Genomic DNA, 23,453 nt, shown 5'->3' on the forward strand with positions numbered 1-23,453 from the left:
ACGTTGTGGCACAGGATTATACTGTTGAACAATTAAACCATGGTCGTAGAGTCATTGACTTTATGCGTTGGGACAACGTCGCCTTTAGTATTTCGTTTCTGCTTTTGATAGCATCAATTGCTATCATTTCCGTGAAAGGATTTAACTGGGGACTGGATTTTACAGGTGGTACAGTAATTGAGATCAATCTCAGTCAACCAGCCGACCTTGATAAAATGCGTGATAGCCTAGATGCAGCGGGCTTTAAAGACCCTCTGTTACAAAACTTTGGTAGCAGCCGCGATATTATGGTGCGTATGCCTCCTGTTGAAGGACAGGCTGGTCAAGAATTAGGTAAGAAAGTTATCGATGTTATCAATGCTAAAGTTGATAACGATGCTGTGGTAAAACGTATTGAATTTGTTGGGCCAAGTGTGGGAAGTGAATTGGCTCAAACAGGTGCAATGGCGTTATTATCCGCACTTATCTGTATTCTTATCTATGTTGGATTCCGTTTTGAATGGCGTTTGGCGTTAGGTGCTGTTATTGCACTTGCGCATGACGTGGTGATAACACTAGGTGTTCTTTCACTGTTCCACATAGAAGTTGACTTAACCATTGTGGCGTCATTGATGTCTGTTATCGGTTACTCACTGAACGATAGTATCGTTGTATCAGACCGTATTCGTGAGAACTTCCGTAAAATTCGTCGAGGAACATCATATGAAATTATGAACGTTTCTCTGACACAGACATTAAGCCGTACCATCATGACATCAGCAACAACATTACTGGTTGTATTAATGCTGTATATCTTTGGTGGTTCAATGCTTCAAGGCTTCTCTTTAGTTATGTTAATCGGTGTTTCAATAGGTACTATTTCTTCCATTTATGTGGCTTCTGCATTAGCACTGAAAATGGGAATGAAACGTGAACACCTGATTGTACAGAAAGTGGAAAAAGAGGGTGCCGATCAGACAACACTCTTACCATAATAGAGCGTTTTTCTGATAAAACATCGCAAACACCCTGCCAGTGTATACTGACAGGGTGTTTTTTGTTCACTGAACAGGTACACTGTTTATGAGTATTGTCAAAAGTAGGAATAACTATGCATTGCCCATTTTGTGGAGCCGTAGATACCAAGGTAATTGATTCCAGACTTGTTGGTGATGGTTCACAAGTGCGCCGTCGTCGCCAATGTCTTGTTTGTCATGAACGTTTTACTACCTTTGAAGTAGCAGAGTTAGTGATGCCTCGTGTTGTGAAAAGTGATGAAATTCGTGAGCCTTTTGATGAAGAGAAACTTCGTCGAGGTATGCTTAAAGCATTAGAAAAACGTCCTGTTAGTTCGGATGATGTTGAAGCTGCGATAAGCCATATCAAATCACAATTAAGAGCAACAGGTGAAAGGGAAATACCTTCAAAAGAAATTGGCAATTTTGTAATGGAACAACTAAAAAAACTCGATAAAGTGGCTTACATTCGCTTTGCTTCTGTTTATCGTAGTTTTGAGGATATCCGTGATTTTGGTGAAGAAATCGCAAAATTACAGGATTAATATATTAATACTGTGCCTTATTTAATAATTTGAAAAATAACGATAAATAATAAAATTAAATGTAATTATTATGACAAATAACAACAGCAACAACCAACACGAAAATGAAAGCCTGAACGATGAATACTACATGCGTCGAGCGATTGAGCTTGCTGCATTAGGTCGCTTTACAACATCACCTAATCCGAATGTAGGCTGTGTGATTGTTAAAGAAGGCGACATTGTTGGCGAAGGTTATCATCATCATGCTGGTGGCCCACATGCAGAAGTTAATGCGTTGAAAATGGCTGGTGATAAAGCAAAAGGGGCAACAGCTTATGTTACGCTTGAGCCTTGTAGCCATTTCGGTAAAACACCACCTTGCGCTGATGCTTTGATTAATGCCGGGGTAAAACGAGTTGTTGCTGCGATGCAAGATCCTAATCCTCAAGTTGCAGGTCGTGGATTGCACAAATTACTATCAGCGGGAATTGATGTCTCACATGGCGTATTAATGCAAGAAGCTGAAAAACTGAATGTTGGTTTTTTCAAACGAATGAGAACCGGCTTTCCTTACGTTCAGTTAAAACTTGGCGCGTCTTTAGATGGTAAAACAGCATTAGCATCGGGAGAAAGCCAATGGATAACGTCTAAAGCATCCCGCCGTGATGTACAAAATTTCAGAGCACAAGCAAGTGCTATCTTGACTACTAGTGCGACAGTATTAGCAGATGATCCCTCCATGAATGTGCGTTGGGATGAGCTTTCAGATGAAATCAAAGCTGTTTATCCTAAAGAAACATTACGCCAACCTATTCGTATTGTCACTGATAGCCAAAATAGAGTAACAGACAATCATAAAATTACTCAAATCGAAGGCGAATGCTGGTTAGCGCGTACAAAATCACAGCCAAGTGATTGGCAAGGCAATGTTTCAGAAATTCTATTACCAACGAATGGTAAAAACAGTGGTGTAGATTTAGTTTTATTAATGATGCAATTGGGTAAACGCAATATCAATACTGTATGGGTTGAAAGTGGGGCACATTTTGCTGGCGCATTATTAGAAGCTGGGCTTGTTGATGAACTTATTATCTATATCGCACCTAAAATTTTAGGGAATGATGCACGAGGTTTATTTGCACTTTCGCCCCTTTCATCATTATCCGAAGCACCTGAATTTACAGTAGATTCTCTTCAACAGATTGGCTCTGATATCAGAGTTTGTTTAAAACCTCGTTATTAATAGACGCAAATAAGTGTGTCTACGGCGCTATTTGTAGTAAAATAGCGCTGTGTGTGTTATTTCCTGTCGTTACGACATCGTTATCAGCCAACTAAATGCCTTGATTTATCAAGGGTTTTTGGCTCCTTTGCTGTGTAATAATAAAACAGAGCGCAGTAAGGGAAAGAATATGATAAAATCCGCGCCCCGCGGATAGGAGAAAAAGGTAACCTATGAACGTAATCAAAGGTGTTGTCGCGGCGCCAAACGCACGCGTAGCAATTGCAATTGCCCGTTTTAATAATTTCATCAACGACAGCTTATTAGAAGGTGCGGTTGATGCATTAGAACGTATTGGACAAGTTTCCTCTGAAAATATTACCGTCGTTTGGGTTCCTGGTGCTTACGAGCTACCGTTAACAGTTAAAGCTTTAGCTGAAAGCGACAAATACGATGCAGTTATCGCGTTAGGTACTGTTATCCGTGGTGGAACCGCACATTTTGAATACGTTGCTGGCGAATGTAGCTCTGGTTTATCTCAAGTTGCAATGCAAAGTGAGATCCCTGTGACTTTTGGTGTTTTAACCACTGAAAATATTGAGCAGGCTATTGAACGCGCTGGAACCAAAGCGGGCAACAAAGGTGCTGAAGCTGCAATGACAGCACTTGAAATGATCAATGTACTTAAAGCCATAAAAGGCTAATCATCTGTTTTAACTAAAGGGGAATTTTGTGAAACCTGCTGCTCGTCGTCGTGCTCGTGAGTGTGCTGTTCAGGCTATCTACTCATGGCAATTATCCGGAAATGACATCGCGGATGTGGAATTGGAGTTTTTATCCGAGCAGGATACCCAAGGTGTAGATATTGCTTATTTTCGTGAGCTTTTAGTGGGTGTTGCCATTAATGCAACACGTTTAGATAAGGCAATGGAGCCTTATTTATCCCGCCAACTTGAAGAACTTGGTCAAGTTGAAAAAGCAATTTTACGTTTAGCAATGTTTGAACTCAGCTTCCGCGAAGATGTTCCTTACAAAGTTGCGATTAACGAAGCGATTGAACTGGCTAAGGTATTTGGTGCTGATGATAGCCATAAGTTTGTTAATGGCGTGCTTGATAAAGCAGCACCAATAGTACGACGTAAAAAATAACGTTTTTCACGTTTCCTCTATGGTAAATAATTCAAGGCCGGTATTTCCGGCCTTTTGTTTAATAAAACGAGTTTAGTAGGCACAGCTAAATAGGAAATTGATAATGCCTTGTGGTGAATTCTCCCTTATCAAACAATATTTCACGTCACAGCCTGTAAAACGAAAAGACGTAAGTACAGGTATTGGTGATGACTGCGCAATATTGACAGTACCCGAAAAGCAGCAAGTTGCGATTAGTACCGATACTTTAGTCAGTGGCATTCACTTCCTTCCTTCTATCTCACCTGAAGACTTAGCCTATAAAGCGCTAGCTGTAAATATTAGTGATTTAGCCGCTGTGGGCGCTGATCCTTCTTGGGCATCTCTGGCATTAACATTACCTGATACAAACAGTGAATGGCTTGAGGCTTTTAGTCGTTCTTTCTTTGCATTAGCAGATTATTATGCAATCCAGTTAATTGGCGGTGATACGACTCGTGGACCTTTAAGTTTAACAATCACAATACAAGGACTAGTTCCTCAAGGAACGGCATTATTACGTTCAGGTGCTAAAATAGGTGATTGGATTTACGTTACTGGATTTTTAGGTGATAGTGCAGCAGGGCTTGCCGTCCTACAAAATAGATTACAACCAGCAGAAAAAGAACATAGCGATTATTTTGTCGCAAGGCATTTGCGTCCTCAGCCTCGTTTATTACAAGGCCAAGCATTGCGCCATTTAGCAACATCTGCGATTGATATTTCTGATGGACTTATTTCTGATTTGAACCATATTCTTACGGCAAGTGGTTGTGGTGCGCGCTTAAATTTAGACGCATTACCTTACTCACCAGCGATGAAAGCGGAAGTAAGCGAAGAACAAGCGGAGATTTGGGCATTAAGTGGCGGTGAAGATTACGAATTATGCTTTACGGTACCTGAAATCAACCGTGGCGCGCTAGAGATTGCATTAGCGCATACTGGAGCCGATTTTCATTGTATTGGGCAAATTATGCCGATTGCTGAAGGGATCCGTTACTTACGTGATGGTAAAGATGTACACCCTAATCTTAAAGGGTTTGATCACTTTAGTGATGCTAACGAGTAACCTTACTTTAATCAAAAGGCGCTTTATTAGCGCCTTTGATGATCTTGATAATATCTAAATTTATATTTAAAAAGATTATTAATAATCTCTTATTTTAGTTCTTTTTCACAAATTCAGATTTCAACTTCATTGGCCCAAAGCCATCAATTTTACAATCAATATTATGGTCGCCTTCCACTAAACGGATACCTTTTACTTTAGTACCGATTTTTAGCATGGTTGAGCTACCTTTAACTTTTAGATCTTTAATCACGGTTACTGAATCACCATCAGCTAATAAATTGCCGTTAGCATCTTTAACGATTAGCTCATCGGTATCAACGACAGGTTCAGCATCGTTCCACTCGTGCGCACATTCAGGGCAAACATACATTGCACCATCTTCATAGGTGTATTCTGAATTGCACTTAGGACAAGAAGGTAATGACATAATAATACTCTCAAATTTTATCAAAATGGGAAGTGATTAATCGTCAAAATGAGGATAACACTTGCCCCATAAATTAAAGGACACATTATCGTTTAAGCATGAAAAATTTAAAGTAATGCCCTAAATGATCTGGCATCAGATAATGCGAAAGGGCGATAGTATAATGGATTTGATGGAAATTTGCACCTTTCATAGGTTATGACGTAAGAAGTGAGAAAAAGTAGGCTAGATATAGAGAGTTAAATAGAAAATAAATATAAATAAAAGTAGTTTTAAATATTACTTAACTTTATGATATTAAAGTGATAGTTTGATAAATATAACTAAAAATAAATGCCCTCATCTTAAAAGAGAGCATCATTATTAATAGTGTTAATCTTCTTGTTATTATTTGACAAAATAACTCACCGAGCCACGCTCTATAAGTTTGGTATTTGAGTTAATGATGAGTCCAATCTTCAATCCTTAAACCATCAACTCTCTCAAACTCTTTGGTATTATTTGTAACGACGATTAATCCTTTGCTTCTGGCATGTGCTGCTATATGCAAGTCATTATCACCAATGCGTTTACCTTGCTTTTCGAGTGTTGCTCTTATATCACCATAGTGAAAGGCTGCAAGTTCGTCATAAGGTAAAACATTTAGTCTAGAAACGAAATCATTAACAGTAGCTAAATTTTTTGCTGAATTTGAGCTTTTTTCAGCACCATATAGTAGTTCAGCAAGTGTTATTGTTGAAATAGCTAGCTGTTCAACATACTGATTAAATTTTGGTAACAGAAATTCAGGTCTACGTTTAATTGTAAATATAACAATATTCGTATCTAGCAGATATTTAATCATCAAAGGATTCTCTTTCGCTTGTGACTTGATCTGGTCTTTCAGATAAAAAATCATCTGTTACAGACTTTTCAGATAAGAAAAAGCTATCCCATGCATTCTGTATCGGTGTGATAATTCTCTCTTTTCCTTTTACACGAACCACAACGTCTTTTACATCATCAGGAAAACGAGTATCAGCAGGTAAACGAACATTTTGTGTTCTATTGCTCATAAATACTTTGCCATGCTGGATCATAATGATAGCCTCCTTTCAATAACTGCTATATAGCATAAGTATATAGCAGTTTAGAAAGGATACCAAATGAGTTGTATAAAATCTATACGAAAAGTTTTAACTCATTAATGTTAATAGATTATTTTTTATTTTCTATTACCGAGCCACGCTCTATAAGTTTGGGAGTAAGAACCAAAACATTGTCATCAGCATCGATATTTTCCATACGATGTAATAATTGGCTGACAGCCAGTTTACCCAATTCATCTTTGGGTTGGTGGATAGTAGAAAGAGGAGGGATCATATAAGAGGCTAGATCTATATCATCATAGCCCATCACTGAGATATCATCAGGTACACGCAAACCTTTTTGATAAATAGCTTGATAAGCACCAACTGCCATTGCGTCATTACAGGTAAAAACCGCTTGTGGTAAGACAGAATGTGAGAGTAATTTTTGCATTGCGCTAAATCCACCAGCAAATTCAAAATCACTGGTTAACACAAACTCTTCTCGAATAGCGAGTCCTGCTTTTTGCATCGCATTGTAATAGCCTTGCAAACGATGTTTTGCTGGGAGTTTATCTTGTGGACCTGCAATACAGGCAATTTCAGTAAAGCCTTTTTCAATCAGATAATTGGTAGCAATTTCTCCCCCAAGCAGGGAGTTATCTTGAATAATATCTCCACCATATTCAAATGGGGACCAATCCATCATGACCATAGGCAAACGAGGATAACGATTTAGCACTTCATGAGAGGGCGCTCTGGCTTCCGTACACATCAACAATAGGCCATCAACACGCTTTTGTAGCAAGGTTTCAAGGCTACTATCCATTCGTTCATAATCACCTTCGGTATTACATAGAATCAAACTATAGCCTTTTTCATAACAACTGCGTTCAACACCCCGCACAACCTCGGCATAAAAAGGGTTGCTACTTGCTGTTACTAACATACCAATGGTGTGAGTACAGTTCATTTTTAAACTGCGTGCTAAAGCAGAAGGGGCGTAATTTAGGGTTTGAATAGCATCATTAACCTTTTTACGGATCCCTTCACTGACATAACGATTGTTATTGATAACGTGAGAGACTGTTGATGTTGAAACGCCCGCTAAACGGGCGACATCTTTCATTGTTGCCAAAGTACTATGCTCGCTCTGCTAAAAATGATTCGATTTCATGACGCCAAGGGACTGAAGATTGCGCACCATGACGTGTAACTGCAATGGCAGCCGCTGCATGGGCAAAACGAATAGCCTCAACAGAAGGTTTGCCTTCTAATATTGCTGTGACAAATGCACCGTTAAATGTATCACCTGCGGCAATGGTATCAACAGCATCGACACGAAATCCAGGAATTATCATCCCTTTTCCTTGCTCACTAAACCATACACCACGGCTACCTAAAGTGATAAGCACTTGTTTGATACCTTTACGATGTAAAATATCGGCTGCTTTTGCAGCACCCGCTTCATCATGCACAGAAACGCCAGTTAATATTTCGGCTTCTGTCTCATTTGGGGTGATAACATCAATAAAATTCAGAAATTCATCAGATAAAGGTTGAGCTGGAGCTGGGTTTAAAATAACTTTTGTATGATGTGATTTTGCCAGTTTAGCTGCTTCAAATACGGTATCTAACGGTGATTCTAACTGCATTAATAAGGCATCAGCGTGTTCAATAACATGATGATATTGCTCAAGATGTATAGGTGTTAGTGCGCCGTTAGCACCTGCAATGATGCTAATTACGTTTTCACCTTGCTCATTAACAAGGATCATCGCAACACCTGTTGGTGTTTGCGGAATAATACTAATTGCATCAATATGAATATTATCTGTTTTAAATTGTGAGATTATCTCACTGCCAATCGCATCATCACCGACACAAGCAATAAAGGTAATATCGGCGCCACTGCGACCACAAGCAACAGCTTGGTTTGCACCTTTACCACCAAAGGCTATTTTGTATTGATGACCAATAATGGTTTCACCTGGTTTTGGAAATTTTGAAATATTCATAATGTGGTCAACATTAATGCTACCTAGAACAGCAAGGCGAGGTGTTGTCATAGCCTTTATCCTTGTGAAAACGTGTTTTAATGATCAAAGCCACCACGGAGCAACATCACTCCGTGGCATTTGTTGTTATTTTTTAATAACTAACTCAAGTTCGACTGGGATTGTTGCATCCACTTTTTCGCCTTTGAGAATTTTATCTGCAGTTTGGATGCCGATAATACCAATTTGGTCTGGGCGTTGAGCAATGGTTGCGCCTAACATGCCACGGTTTACCGCTTTGATCCCATCATCTGTACCATCGAAACCAATCACTAATACATCGCTACGACCCGCGGTTTGCAATGCACGTAATGCACCTAATGCCATTTCATCATTTTGTGCAAAAACAGCTTGAACCGCAGGATAAGCAGTTAATAGATTTTGCATCACGTTAAGACCTTTTGTGCGGTCAAAATCAGCAGGTTGGCTGGCAAGTATATTCAGTTTGTGAGCATCAACCGCTTGTTTAAAACCTTCACCACGTTCACGAGATGCAGAGGTTCCAGTGATCCCTTCTAGTTGAATAACTTTGGCATCATTGGCCACTTTTTCAGCAATATAGTCACCCGCCATTTTACCACCAAGGCGGTTATCAGAAGCAACATGGCTGACAACTTCACCTTTGTTTGCAACACGATCTAAGGTGATAACTGGGATCTTAGCTTTATTCGCTAAAATAACCGCATTACCTACAGCATCTGAGTCTGTTGGGTTAATGAGCATTAAGCGTGTGCCTTTTACGGTTAAATCTTGCACGTTAGCAAGCTCTTTAGCTGGGTTATCCATCGAGTCAAGCACAACTAAATCGTAACCTAAACGATTTGCTTCTTTCTGTGCACTGTCTTTCATGGTGACAAAGAATGGATTATTGAGTGTAGAGATAACAAGTGCGATAGATTCTTTTGCAAACGCGTTAGCGCTGATTGTGGCACTTAACGCAACAACAGAAAGAAGTGTCGCCATTTTTTTGAGTTTCATAATATAAGTTCCTGTCGGGGTTCGGATTAAGAGAATAGAGAGTTATTTTTTGTTATCTACCAAAACAGCAAGTAAGATGACCACCGCTTTTACTATCATTTGATAGTTTGATGATATTCCTAATAAATTCAGTGCGTTATTTAAGAAGCCTAGAATAAGTGCACCAATTAACGTACCGATAATACGGCCTTTACCACCCGCAAGGCTGGTACCACCCAGAACAACCGCAGCAATGGCATCTAACTCATAACCATTACCAGCCATCGGTTGTGCTGATGAAAGGCGAGCAACTTCAATTACGCTAGCAAGGGCAGCTAACAAACCACACAGTGCATAAACAATAATTTTTATTTTATCGACGCTAATACCAGATAAACGTGTTGCTGATTCATTTCCCCCAAGCGCATAAATATAACGACCTAAACGGGTGTGATGTAATAAATACCATGCACTTAAAAAGACAATCATCATGAGCCAGATTGGAGTTGGGATCCCAAATGGACGACCAATACCAAACCAGCTAAAGAGATCGGCATTATCGCTAAATCCAGTATTAATTGGGCTGCCGTCGGTATAAACACGGGTAACACCGCGCAGTAATAACATCATGACTAATGTAGCAATAAAGGCTTGAACTTTACCTTTTGCCACGATAATCCCTGTTACACCACCAATAGCTGCACCAAGTGCTAATGCACCGATAACCGCAACAAGGGCATTAATATCAGCGCCAACCATAGAAGCAGCAACAGCACCGGTTAATGCAAGCAATGAACCAACAGATAAGTCGATACCAGAGGTTAAAATGACCAGCGTCATGCCAACCGCCATAATGGCGTTAACCGATGTTTGCTGAAGAATGTTGAATATATTGTTTAAGGTAAAGAAATTAGGGCTGAGTGTGGAAACGACAACAATCAGAAGTAGTAATGCTATCAGTGATTTTTGCTCTAATAGCCATGCTTTTGAAAACCAACGTTTTGACGCTGGAATTGAATTCGTGCTCATATCAAACTCCTACCTTAGCGTCATATTGTTTACCAACAGCGGCTGCCATTAGCATTTCTTGTGTGACATTGTGAGCTGAAAACTCACCGCTAATACGACCTTCATGCATCACCAAAATACGGTCACTCATTCCCATTACCTCAGGCATTTCAGAAGAAATTAATATGATGCTTAATCCTTCTTGTTTAAATTTATTAATTAGCTGATAAATTTCTTTTTTAGCACCAACGTCTACACCACGAGTGGGTTCATCAAGAATAAGCACTTTAGGGCGAGTCATCAGGCCTCTTGCGATAGCCACTTTTTGTTGATTTCCCCCTGATAAAAAGCCAATTGTTTGATCCATTGAAGGGGTTTTTATATTGAATAATTTAATAAAATCACCGACAGTGAGTTGCTCTTCTTTATGATTGAGTACTCCCATGCCACGGCTAAAATAACGAAGTGCGGTCAGTGACATATTTTCTTTCACTGACATACCTAGCACTAAGCCATCTCGTTTTCTGTCTTCAGAGATATAAACAATGCCGTGTTCCAATCCTTCAACCGGTTTTTTGATTTGGCAGGGTTTGCCATCTAGCTCTACGGTGCCATTGGTTTTGGGTAATGCGCCGTAGATAATTTTCATTAATTCTGTACGACCAGCACCCATTAAACCTGAAATACCGAGAATTTCACTTTCATGTAATGAGAAACTGACATCGTGAACATCTTCACCACTGAGGTTAATGACATTGAGTTTGGTTTTGCCTTGGGGGATGTTGATACGAGGATATTGGTCTTCTAACTTACGGCCAACCATCATTTCAATGAGCGTATCTTCTTGTAATGTGCTAACGGGTTTTTCACCAATAAATTGACCATCTCGAAGTACGGTCACGTCATCGCAAATCTCAAAGATCTCTTTTAAGCGATGTGAGATATAAACAATGCCACAACCTTGATCTCTTAGTTCTCGAATAACACTAAATAGCGATTCCGTTTCGGTGTCAGTTAATGCATCCGTTGGCTCATCCATAATAATCACTTTGGAACCAAAACTAAGTACCTTGGCAATTTCTACCATTTGCTGATCACCAATCGATAATTCAGACACTAAACGGTGACTGCTGTATGCAAGGTTTAATCGGGCTAATAACTTATCAGCCTCTGCATACATTTTCTTCCAATCAATGGCGCCAAAAGCACGCGTAAACTCACGACCTAGGAAGATATTTTCTGCAATGGTTAATTCAGGAATAAGGTTAAGCTCTTGGTGAATAATGCCTATTCCTGCTTCTTGGGAAGATTTGGGGCCATTAAAAGCACAACTTTCACCTTGATAAATTACCTCGCCAGCATCTTTTTTATAAATGCCAGTAAGTACTTTCATCAGCGTTGATTTGCCAGCACCATTTTCACCCACTAAGGCCATCACTCGACCGGGATAAATGCGCAATGTAGCGCCTGATAGTGCTTTTACACCCGGGAATGACTTATCAATATCTTTAAGTTCGAGTAAAGGTTTCATATTGTCCTCAGAAAGTCACACCAGAAAACAACACAATATTGGCATAAGGTGTACATTCACCTGTTCTAATAACAGCTTTATTTTCAGTAAGTTGTTTTTTGAATGCTTCATGTGAAACATACATTATTTGAATGGGTTTCTTCTGTTCTTGCTCTAATAAATAGAGGTAAGAGACTATCTCATTAAAAAGGAGGGGATTAATGGTCTTAATTTCTTCCGCCAGCATCACTGCTTCAACTTGCATTTCATGAGTGATTGTTTGCAATACTGACATAAAGTCAGGAATACCCTGTGTTAGAGCGAGATCAATACGTTCAACAGAAGAGGGAATGGGTAATCCGGCATCTGCAATAGTGATTTTGTCAGTGTGTCCTAAACGTGAAATTACGCTAGAAATAGGACTATTTAGTAATACGCCTTTTTTCATATTTCCTCCTCAGCGAAACGTTTCGCTACTTATATAGTAGAAAAGAAAAGGGGGAAAACAAGTTTGATTTATTCAGATTGTGAGCATGATCGAAACGTTTCGTTGACAAGCAAAAAGAAAGAAAAATCTAACTGATTGAATAAATTAATGCTGAATGGATTCAATAAGAGAATGTTTTATTTGCAGTGATTTTCATAAAATATGAGTTATAGACGACATATTACATAGAGGAGTTTGAGTAATAATAGTACTAGGTTTAATTTATTATTAAGTTTTCCTTATGCAAGGGGGCTGTATGGGATGGATAATTGGTATTATTATTTTTTTTGCTTTGGTGTCCGCTATTTTTAAACCTAGCCATTGTGATGTTTGTAACCTTAGTTTTAAAAGGAAATATTACACATGGACTATCGATGGTAAAAAACAACACTTATGCCCAAATTGTAATTCAAAAATGAATAAAAGAATTAGTAATCAAAGATTTAATAGTCGTTTTGGTAAGTGATTAGCATAGAAAAATGCCCGTTTAAAACGGGCATTTAAGACGTTATTTAGCTTGATAATCCGTAATAGATTTCTCAATACCAACAGCATCAAGTCCTAAGTCTGCTCGGATCTCTTCTTGTCCACCTTGTGGTACAAACAAATCAGGAATGCCTAGATTTAAAACAGGTACTAAGCAACGCTCTTGCATGAGTAATTCATTAACACCACTGCCCGCGCCACCCATAATGGCATTTTCTTCTAGTGTTACCAACATATCATGCTGTTCAGCCAGAGAAAGGATAAGTGATTTATCAAGAGGCTTGATAAAACGCATATCGGCTACCGTTGCATCAAGTTTTTCAGCGACTTCTAACGCTTCTGGTAGTAATGTACCAAAGTTTAGAATAGCAATACCTTTGCCTTGACGACGAATAATACCTTTACCCATAGGCAGTGGATCAAGTGGTTGCAATTGCGCACCAATACTAGAGCCTCTTGGATAGCGTACAGCAACAGGGCCATCTTGATAGTGATAACCGGTGTGAAGCATTTGGCGACACTCATTTTCGTCACTTGGCGCCATAATGACCATATTAGGAATACAGCGTAAGAATGAGAGATCAAAAGCACCTTGGTGAGTTTGACCATCTGCTCCCACAATACCACCACGATCAATAGCAAATAAAACAGGCAGTTTTTGAATGGCAATATCGTGGATCACTTGGTCATAAGCGCGTTGTAAGAATGTTGAGTAAATAGCAACAATCGGCTTATAGCCACCAATGGCTAAACCTGCTGCAAAGGTAACGGCGTGTTGTTCTGCGATAGCAACATCAAAGTATTGTGATGGGTATTCTTTTGAGAAGCGCACCATACCCGAGCCTTCACGCATAGCTGGAGTAATTGCCATCAATTTTGGATCGGTTGAGGCTTCTTCACATAGCCAGTCACCAAAAATTTTGGAAAAGGTAGGTCGTGCATTAGGGCTTTTAGGTAATGTACCTGCTTGTGGATCAAATTTAGGTACAGCGTGCCAGCTAATCGGATCACGTTCAGCAGGGGCATATCCACGACCTTTTTTGGTCATAATATGCAGAAGTTGAGGACCTTTTAGATCACGCATATTAGCGAGAGTCTGTACTAACGCAATAACATCATGACCATCAACAGGACCAATATAGTTAAATCCTAACTCTTCAAACATGGTGCCAGGAACGACCATGCCTTTGATATGTTCTTCAGTCTTTTTCAGTAATTCTTTAATTGGTGGAATACCAGAAAAGACCTTTTTTCCACCTTCACGCAAAGTGGTATACAGTTTGCCAGATAACAATTGTGCAAGATGATTATTCAACGCACCAACGTTTTCTGAAATCGACATCTCGTTATCATTAAGAACAACGAGCATATCTGGTTCAATATCACCTGCGTGGTTCATTGCTTCAAAAGCCATACCCGCAGTAATTGCACCATCACCAATGACACAAACTGTTTTTCTATTCAGTTTTTCTTGTTCAGCGGCAACAGCCATACCTAAACCTGCACTGATAGAGGTTGAAGAGTGACCGACACAAAGTTTGTCGTATTCGCTCTCTTCACGCCAAGGGAAGGGATGTAATCCATTTTTTTGGCGAATTGTATCAATACGGTCACGGCGACCTGTTAAGATTTTATGGGGATAGGCTTGATGCCCCACATCCCATATAAGGTTGTCAAAAGGGGTTTTATAGACGTAATGGAGAGCAACCGTTAACTCAATAGCACCTAAACCTGAGGCGAAGTGACCACTTGAGCGGCTGACACTGTTAAGAAGAAATAGCCTTAGCTCATCACAGAGTTTAGGTAAACTCTCTTTTGGTAATAGGCGCAAATCTTCTGGTGTTTCAACCAACGCCAATGTGGGATATTTTTCGATATCAATGCTCATGTGATGCCTATTAATTAATCACTTGTAATAGGGAAAGAACAGGTAAGCTGCTCTCTTTATTTTTTATTAGTTTTTCCGTTCGACGATAAAACTCGCTAATTGTTTAAGCGTGGTCGTATCGTACTCGTATTGCTCAAGAAACGCTAAGGCATCCAGTGCTTCGTTATACAATTCCTGTGCTTTCTTTTGAGCTTGTTCTAATCCAAGGAGTGCAGGATATGTGCTTTTTCCTGACTCTTGGTCACTACCTTGGCGTTTTCCAGTTTCTTCGGTACTTCCGATGACATCTAAAATGTCATCTTGCACTTGAAAGGCAAGGCCAATGGAGTGAGCATATTTATCTAATGCAGGTAATACATCATGGCCTTTAGAGCCTGCACTATATGCACCTAAACGAACAGCTGCACGAATTAATGCACCTGTTTTGTGTAAATGGATTTTTTCAAGAGAGGCGAGATCAATGGATTTATCTTCTGCTTCCAGATCAAGTGCTTGACCACCACACATACCTGAAAGACCACTCGCTGTGGCTAATTCAGCAATCATTGCAACGCGATCAGCCATAGAAACATCAGGCATTGGATTTTTTGCTAAGATCTCAAAAGCCAGAGTTTGTAGTGCATCACCTGCTAAAATAGCGTTGGCTTCACCGAATTCGATATGACATGTTGGTTTACCGCGACGCAGATCATCATCATCCATTGCAGGTAAATCGTCATGAATAAGGGAGTAAGCATGAATACATTCCACAGCAGCTGCCGGAGCATCAAGGTTTAGCGCAGGGACTTTAAACATTTCACCAACAGCATAAACAAGGAAAGGGCGTAAGCGTTTTCCACCTAAAAGGGCGCCATAATGCATGGCTTTACCTAGTGGCATGTCAGTAAATGGTAAGGTGGATAGCGCTTGGTTTAATGCATCATCAACACGCTGGTGGGCGGAATCTAATTTATGACGGAACGCATCCGTACTTGAAGTTGCGTTACTCAATTATTCTGCCTCTTGGATAAAATCATCAGGAGTTGCATTATCATCTTCTTTAAGAAGAATACGAACACGCTGTTCTGCGTCTTGTAATGTTTTTTGTCCAACACGGGCTAGACGAACGCCATGTTCAAACTCATTAAGCGCTTCTTCTAAAGGGAGTTCACCGGATTCTAAACGGTTTACGATTTGCTCAAGTTCTTGCATAGATGCTTCGAAACTTGGTGTTTGTGCGATGTCTTCGTTAATTGGTGTCGTTTTCTTAGCCATAATATTTTTGATAATAAAGCATGTTAGCGCTGAATAATAGCGATCATCTTACTACAAGTGAGATGAAAATTTCTTATTCAGTCGATGATTTTTGCGGGTGAGCCCTAAATATTGGTGATATACTTTGTGACTTTTATAAACTCCAGTCAATTTACATCACTGTAGTTTATGTTTCTACTTAATAACCTATGACCATTGACTATGAAGTTTATTATTAAATTATTCCCCGAAATTACGATCAAAAGCCAATCCGTTCGTATACGTTTTATCAAGATCCTCACTAGCAATATTCGTAATGTACTTAATACATTAGGCGATGAAATCACAGTTGTCCGTAATTGGGATAACATTGTGGTGGTGAGTAAAGACGAAAGTAAAAGCGAAGCTGTATGTGATGCTTTAACACGTATTCCTGGTATTCATCACTTTTTACAAGTCGAAGAACATCCTTATACCGACTTACATAATATTTTTGAGCAAACTTTTGCAGCATTTAAGCATTTAGTTGAAAACAAAACATTCTGTGTTCGTGCAAAACGTCGTGGTAAACACAGTTTTACTTCTAATGAAGTTGAGCGCTATGTAGGTGGTGGTTTTAACCAACACGTTGAAAGCGCAAAAGTGAAGTTAACGCGTCCTGATGTCACCATTAATTTAGAAATTGAAGATGACAAACTTATTCTAGTGAATGCGCGCTATGAAGGTATTGGTGGTTTTCCAATTGGTACACAGGAAGATGTTTTATCACTGATCTCTGGTGGCTATGACTCAGGTGTATCAAGCTATATGTTAATGCGTCGAGGTAGCCGAGTTCACTATTGTTTCTTTAACTTAGGTGGCTCTGCACACGAAATTGGTGTTAAACAAGTTGCGCATTATTTATGGAATCGTTTTGGTCGTTCTCATAAAGTGCATTTCGTTGCAGTTGACTTTGAACCTGTTGTCGCAGAAATTTTAGAAAAGGTCGATGACGGGCAAATGGGTGTTGTGCTAAAACGTATGATGGTACGCGCAGCATCAAGAGTGGCAGAGCGTTATGGTGTTCAAGCGATTGTAACGGGCGAAGCATTAGGCCAAGTTTCTAGCCAGACCTTAACTAATTTACGTTTAATTGATAATGCGACAGATACGTTAATTTTACGTCCTCTTATCACTCATGATAAAGAGAACATTATCAATATTGCTCGTCAAATTGGCACAGAAGATTTTGCTCGCACAATGCCAGAATTCTGTGGGGTGATCTCAAAAAGCCCAACAGTGAAAGCCGTTAAAGCGAAAATTGAAGCTGAAGAAGAGAAGTTTGATTTTTCTATTCTTGATAACGTTGTTGAAAATGCCAAGAATATGGATATTCGCCGTATAGCCGAAGAAACTGTACAGCAAGTCACAGAAGTTGAAATGGTCTCTGAATTCGGTACAAATGACGTTATTCTTGATATTCGCTCCCCTGAAGAGCAAGAAAATTCGCCATTAAAAATAGACGGTGTTGATGTTAAAGAACTACCTTTCTATAAATTAAGCACTCAGTTTGGTGATTTAGATAAATCAAAAACTTATTTGCTCTATTGTGATCGCGGAATGATGAGCCGTTTACAAGCACTTTATTTACGTGAGCAAGGTTTTGAGAACGTTAAAGTATATCGTAAAAAATAATATATAACGTTTATATTGTTGATAAAAAAGCCACTATAAAGTGGTTTTTTTCAATTATACAACTTTTATGTTGGGGAATGTCGTTGCCATTCTCCAGATGATTACTTTGCTCTTAAGCTAGAAATATTATCTATACTAAGGAATATATTTTAATCTTAAAAAGAGATCAAATTCAAAGACTACTTAAAAGGCAGATTGCAGTAGAACATGTTAACCCTGATCTGTTTAATTCTATAGTTGCTGTATTTAATGTTGTTCCTGTTGAGAGTAAGTCATCAATTAAAATAACATTATAATGATTTAATCTATTAATATCGAAATATGGGTTTGTTTTCCAAGGGGAAAAGTAGTGTCTAATTTTGTTTGGAATTTTTTTCATTGTAAAAATAGTATTAGGTGGTAACTTTTGTAATTCAGAGAATGTTCTTTTTATTGGTTTTATATGAAGTTCTTTTTTATTTACTTCTTTATTAAAATAATTATTAATTACTTCTTTCACAGTACATTTAATAAATACATTTTTGTAAAAATTCGATCTGAAATGGTGAGAGATCCTTCTTGCTAAGCAGTATGGTACTGCTATAGATGACGCATAAGGGTTACCATCTCTATTACTATCACCAAGTTTAGTTCGTTGATAACTTTTGAATATAGTTAACTTGTTTTCTTACCTATTATGCTAACTTTAAGGTTTTTATTAGTACTCGTTATTACTCGATGCTCATGCTGAGTATTTAAAGCAATTATTTTATTTTCAGAAATATCTATACCCATAAGATTTTATTCTTATGTATTAGTCGAGCAACTAAATTCATTTCTCATAATACTAATATGTTGAAAATAGTTTAAATATAAAGAATGTCTGAAATATAAAGAATATCTGAAATGAAAATAGAACCGCTTTAATAATATTATATATTTGCGGTTCTAACTATCTATTTACCTATCCCCAAAACCTGTGAATTCATCTTGGTAATTATAAATACCGGGTGGCAATACGAGTTGTTTGGCAACATCAGCAGCGACTTCTTTGCCTTTTAAGCGCTCGATAATTTTTAGTGCAAAATCGATAGATGTTGCAGGTGCTTGGCTAGTAATTAAATTCACTCTTTCATCAAAATAGACTCGATAATCAACCCATTTTTTCGGTGATATTTTATCTTTTAATGCAGGAAAACCCGTCATATTGCCAATGGGGAAAATATTGTGAGATTCAAGAATAATGGCAGGTGCCGCACAGATGGCTGCGACAAGTTTATTTTCACTGTGCATACGGCGGACTTTCTCAACCACTAAAGGGCTGTCTCTTAAGGTTTCAGTACCTTGTAATCCACCAGGGAGAATAATAACGTCATAGTGATGATCAACAACACGAACTAGAGGCGCATCGGCGACAAGTTTAATACCACGAGAACATGTGATAACAAGATCATCAACATCATCTTCTGCACTAGCAAGAACAACATGAATACCGGCCCTAACTAATAAATCTGCCGTGGTCACGACTTCGGTTTCTTCACTTCCATTAGCTAGGCAGATGATCGCTGATATGGTCATAATTGCCTTCCTGTTGTTTGATAAATTGAAAAAGGTGGTTATTTTCTGGTAAAACAAGGCCTTGTGCTGACGCTCGACGCAATAAATAACCAGTAATATAGTCAATCTCTGTGTGGCGTTGATATTTCACATCTTGATACATAGATGAATAATTATTTGCTGTTTGTTCTATGGTATCAATAATGTAGCCATGCAGATGTGTTTTAGATGTAGGGACAACACCTTCACGCTCCATCACTTGATAAACTTCATCACAAATTTTGTGAATATGCTCAGGGTAGCGCAATAAATCCCCATTACGACATTGATAATAAACAGTTAATGGATTAATAACACAATTTACAGCTAATTTTAGCCAACTAATGGTATGAATATCATTGTGCCAAGCAACATCAGGTAATGCATGATGCAGTATTTCTGCTAAATGACTATATTGCTGAGCAATACCATTCAATGGGCCAATATGTGTTATACCTGTAGCTGTATGAATAACGTTCTGGCCTTGTTGATAAGCGCCGTGAGTAATAATGCCTTGCAAAATTGGTCTAGTGATAGAGTGTTGTGTTGCTGTTAATTCATCAGCAGTTCCCATACCATTATGAATTAATAAGATAGGACATTGTGCAGATAAATAAGGTAGAAGTGCATTTACAGCATCTGAGACTTGCCACGATTTTAAGCAAACAATAAGTAATTCGCTTTGTTTTAACCATTCAAGCTGATTCGCGATAATGCGCTGATAAAAAGGCTCACCATTAATATTATCGACACTCACATCTAAAAAAGGTTGTGGCACTCTTAGCCAGCCTTGTACTTCATGAGTTTGAAGTGTTAATGCGGCGATCCAAAGTTTACCTATTGAACCACATCCTAAAACGGTAATTTTCATTGTGCCTCTTCTTTTGAAAATCGTAATAGAGTAAGGCGGTGACTTGCTGTTACTAGACTATCTTTCTGAAATTATAACATTGATTGTGCTTCTCTGTTTAAAGTATGTTTGCTCTTTACTATCAGTATGAATTTGAGTGTTAAAGCCGTTATTGAATGTGCAATGCTTTTTTGCAACCTTAAAAGAAGCTATTATTTGGGTTGTATTTATTTATTGAGGAAGAAAGAATGCCATCTTTTGATATCGTATCTGAAGTTGACTTACATGAAGTGCGTAATGCGGTTGAAAACGCACAACGTGAACTGACTACTCGTTGGGATTTTCGTAATGTCGAAGCCAGTTTTGAATTAAACGAAAAAGCAGAGTCAGTGAAAACGACCAGCGTATCTGAATTTCAGGTTCAGCAATTATTAGATATTCTGCGTGAGAAAATGGCAAAAAGAGGGATCGATGGTGCAGTATTAAATATCCCTGAAGAAATGACTCACAGCGGAAAAATGTACAGTGTGGAAGCAACCTTGAAACAAGGGATTGATACTGCATTAGCGAAGAAAATTGTTAAGCTAATTAAAGACAGTAAATTAAAAGTACAAGCTCAAATTCAAGGCGAACAAGTTCGTGTTACAGGTAAATCCCGTGATGACTTACAAGCTGTAATGAAATTAGTCCGAGAAGGTGAGCTAGGACAGCCATTCCAATTTAATAACTTCCGTGACTAACAATTTATTCATTTAGTCATAAAAAATGCGCTGAATAAACAGCGCATTTTTGTTTTCATTAGGCAAACTGATTGTGAGTTAAACAGAAGGGATTAAAGACTCTAATATTGCTCTCGGTGTTTGTTTGGTGTCCACTTTGATATAGGCGCTTTGCTCATCAGCAATAATCACAACTTCATTAACACCTGGTTGTTGTTTAAATATTTGTTGTAGTTTTTGTTGCTGATCTAAAGACAGATTAGATGGTAATTCAATACGTAAACTACTCACATAAGCGGGTTGACGTAAAGTTAAGCTAATCAAAAACCAAATAATGCCAATCACTAAACAGCCCAGAAATACGATTTGTGCATCATAATGCTGATAAAGCCATCCACCTAAAATACCGCCTAATGCCACACCTAAAAATTGGCTAGTGGAATAAATTCCCATTGCAGTACCTTTATAGCCAGCAGGTGCTTCTTTACTAATTAATGAAGGTAGTAGTGCTTCCATAATATTAAAGCCAATAAAAAAGACCTGAATGCCAGCAATAATCAGCCATAAACTAGAGCCTGAGCTTATTAAAATAATTTGAGCGATAATCAGTAAAAAGATACAGAATAAGAAAACCTGTTTCATTTTACGTTTTTTTTCTGCGTAGATAATAAAGGGTAATACGGTAATAAAGGCGATAAGCATAGTGACAAGATAAACAATCCAGTGCTTTTCTTTTGCTAAACCTGCGCTACTCATAACCAGAGGAAGTGCAACAAATGCCGCCATTAATAAAGTATGTAGTGAAAAAATACCCGTATTCAACTTAAGAAGTTGTGCATCAAATAAGACTTTTTTTACACTGCCACGGACAAAACCAGATTCTCGATTAAGAATATGATGTTCACTATTGGGAACGGTAAAAAGCGTAATAATAATTCCACCAAAGGCAAGTAGGGCGATCCCCCAAAAGAGCCCATGTAAACCAAAAATATGTGTTAAGACTGGCCCCAAAACGAGGGCTAAAGCAAAGGTTATCCCAAAGCTAATACCAATAAAGGCCATTGCTTTTGTTCTATTTTGCTCTCGAGTTAGATCGGAGAGTAAAGCCATAACTGCGGCAGATATAGCTCCAGCACCTTGTAGTGCTCGACCAATAATAATGCCGTAAATATTGTCACTAAGAGCTGCAATAAGGCTCCCGACAATAAAAATTATTAGGCCGAAAACAATCATAGGTTTTCGACCAAACTTATCAGAGAAAATACCAAAAGGAATTTGGAATACCGCTTGTGTTAATCCATAAATACCGATGGCTAATCCAATGAGAGATTCTGTTGCATGTTGTAGTTGAAGCCCATAAGTGGTTAAAACAGGGAGTACCATAAACATGCCAAGCATGCGAAGAGAAAAAACAGTGCCTAGTCCCCATGTTGCTTTGCGCTCTAATGGGGTCATTTTATTATCATTCATGGATTACCTCGTATTACTGATACCCCATTGTAATGGCATTTTATAACGAGGTTAATCAATAAATGGGATGCAAAAAAGTCAAAACTGTACTGATATCTTCTTTAGTCGCAAAACAGGATAAAAAAAGACCAGTCAGGAGACTGACTGGTCTTTCGGTTACTTTAGTAAATACATTATCTTAAATAAGCAAAGACAGTTTCTGTTGAGCTTGTTGGATCAACCGACATCATTACACTTAATGAAGTGATTGCCACAATAGAGAAAATAAATAATTTTCGTGCCCAAACTTTATCATTGGTTGCTTTATAACCGGATAAAGCCATGCCCAACCACCAAATACTGACGGCAGAAGCAACTATTAGATATTTATAGCCCGCATATCCAACTAACGTCAGCATTAAGGTTGCAATCATAAATGCCAGAATATAAAGAATGATATGGCGTTTAGCGACTGAGATCCCTTTAATAACGGGTAATACCGGAATATTAGCAGCTTGGTAGTCTTTAAAACGGAAAATAGCAATGGCATAAGAGTGAGGCATCTGCCATAAACTAAAGATAAGTAATAGGATTGCCGCGCCCGCATCAAATTCACCGCTAACGGCACAATAACCGATAACAGGAGGGGCAGAGCCAGATAAACTTCCAATCAGTGTGCCATAAACAGATTTACGCTTCATATAGAGGCTATAAACCCCAACATAAATAATAAAACCAAATACAGCGATAAACATTGCAAGCGGGTTGGCTGCTACATAGAGCAGCACAACACCTGCAATACCTAATACTGAGGCATAAATCAGGCTAATTCGAGGGTCAATTAATCCTTTAACTAATGGGCGGTTCTTCGTTCTTTCCATGATACGGTCAATATCACGGTCAATATAGTTGTTAAAAACACAACCAGAAGCAACGACCAGAGACACCCCAAGTAGAGTCGCGACAAATAGGGGGTAGTCAATCTCACCTTTGGAGGCGAGAAGGAAACCACCTATTACAGAAATTAAATTTCCGAAAATAATTCCTGGTTTGGTGACTTGTAGGTATTGCTTAATCATAGCG

25 protein-coding genes are annotated in these 23,453 nt (G+C 38.6%); 8 read left to right on the top strand and 17 right to left on the bottom strand.

The annotated features are described in order from the left end of the window. Positions 1-5: 5 nt before the first annotated feature. The 6 genes from secF (at position 6) to thiL (ending at position 4,980) form a co-directional block, all read left to right on the top strand. Entirely contained in the window at positions 6-974 is a 969-nt protein-coding gene (secF, locus tag LW139_RS03545; RefSeq protein ID WP_099074192.1) for a protein translocase subunit SecF, read from the top strand. Positions 975-1,090: 116 nt separating this feature from the next. Next, complete coding sequence (gene nrdR / locus LW139_RS03550) at positions 1,091-1,540, top strand: transcriptional regulator NrdR (RefSeq protein ID WP_006535128.1); 450 nt, start codon at positions 1,091-1,093, stop codon at positions 1,538-1,540. A gap of 70 nt (positions 1,541-1,610) precedes the next feature. Then, positions 1,611-2,765, top strand: coding sequence for a bifunctional diaminohydroxyphosphoribosylaminopyrimidine deaminase/5-amino-6-(5-phosphoribosylamino)uracil reductase RibD (gene ribD / locus LW139_RS03555; RefSeq protein ID WP_166539474.1), 1,155 nt, complete (start codon positions 1,611-1,613; stop codon positions 2,763-2,765). 212 nt (positions 2,766-2,977) lie between these two features. Next, the gene (gene ribH, locus LW139_RS03560; protein ID WP_036932916.1) at positions 2,978-3,448 is read left to right on the top strand and encodes a 6,7-dimethyl-8-ribityllumazine synthase; all 471 of its coding nucleotides are present in this window, start codon (positions 2,978-2,980) and stop codon (positions 3,446-3,448) included. A 28-nt stretch (positions 3,449-3,476) separates the two neighbouring features. Next, on the top strand, positions 3,477-3,893 hold the full coding sequence (nusB, locus tag LW139_RS03565) for a transcription antitermination factor NusB (RefSeq protein WP_109408009.1): 417 nt from the start codon (positions 3,477-3,479) through the stop codon (positions 3,891-3,893). Positions 3,894-3,996: 103 nt separating this feature from the next. After that, positions 3,997-4,980, top strand: coding sequence for a thiamine-phosphate kinase (gene thiL, locus LW139_RS03570; protein WP_109408008.1), 984 nt, complete (start codon positions 3,997-3,999; stop codon positions 4,978-4,980). A 94-nt stretch (positions 4,981-5,074) separates the two neighbouring features. Here the strand turns inward: thiL and LW139_RS03575 are convergent, their stop codons facing one another. From LW139_RS03575 to xseB, 12 genes are all read right to left on the bottom strand, one after another. After that, positions 5,075-5,410, bottom strand: a complete 336-nt coding sequence (locus LW139_RS03575) for a zinc ribbon domain-containing protein YjdM (RefSeq protein WP_166539475.1) — start codon at positions 5,408-5,410, stop codon at positions 5,075-5,077. Between the two features lie 439 nt (positions 5,411-5,849). Then, positions 5,850-6,254: a type II toxin-antitoxin system tRNA(fMet)-specific endonuclease VapC gene (vapC, locus tag LW139_RS03580; protein WP_166539476.1), complete on the bottom strand. Its 405-nt coding sequence runs from the start codon at positions 6,252-6,254 to the stop codon at positions 5,850-5,852. Beyond that, on the bottom strand, positions 6,247-6,489 hold the full coding sequence (gene vapB, locus LW139_RS03585) for a type II toxin-antitoxin system VapB family antitoxin (RefSeq protein WP_088493701.1): 243 nt from the start codon (positions 6,487-6,489) through the stop codon (positions 6,247-6,249). The genes vapC and vapB overlap by 8 nt, the downstream gene beginning before the upstream one ends. Positions 6,490-6,607: 118 nt before the next feature. Then, positions 6,608-7,615: a ribose operon transcriptional repressor RbsR gene (rbsR, locus tag LW139_RS03590; protein WP_227336440.1), complete on the bottom strand. Its 1,008-nt coding sequence runs from the start codon at positions 7,613-7,615 to the stop codon at positions 6,608-6,610. 4 nt (positions 7,616-7,619) lie between these two features. After that, positions 7,620-8,546, bottom strand: a complete 927-nt coding sequence (gene rbsK, locus LW139_RS03595) for a ribokinase (protein ID WP_247850630.1) — start codon at positions 8,544-8,546, stop codon at positions 7,620-7,622. Positions 8,547-8,621: 75 nt separating this feature from the next. After that, a complete protein-coding gene (gene rbsB / locus LW139_RS03600; protein ID WP_166539478.1) occupies positions 8,622-9,512 on the bottom strand; it encodes a ribose ABC transporter substrate-binding protein RbsB in 891 nt (296 codons plus the stop codon). 42 nt (positions 9,513-9,554) lie between these two features. Beyond that, on the bottom strand, positions 9,555-10,520 hold the full coding sequence (gene rbsC, locus LW139_RS03605) for a ribose ABC transporter permease (protein WP_166539479.1): 966 nt from the start codon (positions 10,518-10,520) through the stop codon (positions 9,555-9,557). A 1-nt stretch (position 10,521) separates the two neighbouring features. After that, positions 10,522-12,030, bottom strand: coding sequence for a ribose ABC transporter ATP-binding protein RbsA (rbsA, locus tag LW139_RS03610; RefSeq protein WP_166539480.1), 1,509 nt, complete (start codon positions 12,028-12,030; stop codon positions 10,522-10,524). Between the two features lie 7 nt (positions 12,031-12,037). Then, positions 12,038-12,457: a D-ribose pyranase gene (gene rbsD, locus LW139_RS03615; protein WP_109407999.1), complete on the bottom strand. Its 420-nt coding sequence runs from the start codon at positions 12,455-12,457 to the stop codon at positions 12,038-12,040. 547 nt (positions 12,458-13,004) lie between these two features. Beyond that, complete coding sequence (gene dxs / locus LW139_RS03620; RefSeq protein WP_109407997.1) at positions 13,005-14,870, bottom strand: 1-deoxy-D-xylulose-5-phosphate synthase; 1,866 nt, start codon at positions 14,868-14,870, stop codon at positions 13,005-13,007. 66 nt (positions 14,871-14,936) lie between these two features. Further along, on the bottom strand, positions 14,937-15,860 hold the full coding sequence (ispA, locus tag LW139_RS03625; RefSeq protein WP_247850631.1) for a (2E,6E)-farnesyl diphosphate synthase: 924 nt from the start codon (positions 15,858-15,860) through the stop codon (positions 14,937-14,939). After that, a complete protein-coding gene (gene xseB, locus LW139_RS03630; RefSeq protein ID WP_109393245.1) occupies positions 15,861-16,124 on the bottom strand; it encodes an exodeoxyribonuclease VII small subunit in 264 nt (87 codons plus the stop codon). Positions 16,125-16,325: 201 nt separating this feature from the next. Here xseB and thiI point away from each other — a divergent pair, with 201 nt between their 5' ends. Further along, positions 16,326-17,777 (top strand): tRNA uracil 4-sulfurtransferase ThiI, encoded by a 1,452-nt coding sequence (thiI, locus tag LW139_RS03635; protein WP_247850632.1) that lies wholly within the window; start codon positions 16,326-16,328, stop codon positions 17,775-17,777. A 172-nt stretch (positions 17,778-17,949) separates the two neighbouring features. Here the strand turns inward: thiI and LW139_RS03640 are convergent, their stop codons facing one another. The 3 genes from LW139_RS03640 to panE form a co-directional block, all read right to left on the bottom strand. Continuing rightward, the gene (locus tag LW139_RS03640; RefSeq protein WP_247850633.1) at positions 17,950-18,276 is read right to left on the bottom strand and encodes a phosphoribosyltransferase; all 327 of its coding nucleotides are present in this window, start codon (positions 18,274-18,276) and stop codon (positions 17,950-17,952) included. A gap of 440 nt (positions 18,277-18,716) precedes the next feature. Further along, positions 18,717-19,334 carry a protein deglycase YajL gene (gene yajL, locus LW139_RS03645; protein WP_109407991.1) on the bottom strand — a complete coding sequence of 206 codons (618 nt, stop codon included), beginning with the start codon at positions 19,332-19,334 and terminating at the stop codon, positions 18,717-18,719. After that, positions 19,303-20,223, bottom strand: a complete 921-nt coding sequence (gene panE, locus LW139_RS03650) for a 2-dehydropantoate 2-reductase (protein WP_166539485.1) — start codon at positions 20,221-20,223, stop codon at positions 19,303-19,305. The genes yajL and panE overlap by 32 nt, the downstream gene beginning before the upstream one ends. Before the next feature lie 227 nt (positions 20,224-20,450). Between panE and LW139_RS03655 the strand changes: the two genes are divergently transcribed. Then, entirely contained in the window at positions 20,451-20,942 is a 492-nt protein-coding gene (locus LW139_RS03655) for a YajQ family cyclic di-GMP-binding protein (RefSeq protein ID WP_072063676.1), read from the top strand. A gap of 78 nt (positions 20,943-21,020) precedes the next feature. Here the strand turns inward: LW139_RS03655 and LW139_RS03660 are convergent, their stop codons facing one another. Continuing rightward, a complete protein-coding gene (locus LW139_RS03660; protein ID WP_166539486.1) occupies positions 21,021-22,391 on the bottom strand; it encodes an MFS transporter in 1,371 nt (456 codons plus the stop codon). Between the two features lie 173 nt (positions 22,392-22,564). Next, positions 22,565-23,449, bottom strand: a complete 885-nt coding sequence (gene cyoE, locus LW139_RS03665; protein WP_072069392.1) for a heme o synthase — start codon at positions 23,447-23,449, stop codon at positions 22,565-22,567. Between the last annotated feature and the right edge of the window lie 4 nt (positions 23,450-23,453).

Source organism: Proteus vulgaris (genome assembly GCF_023100685.1).
In the GTDB taxonomy this organism is placed as follows: Bacteria; Pseudomonadota; Gammaproteobacteria; order Enterobacterales; family Enterobacteriaceae; genus Proteus.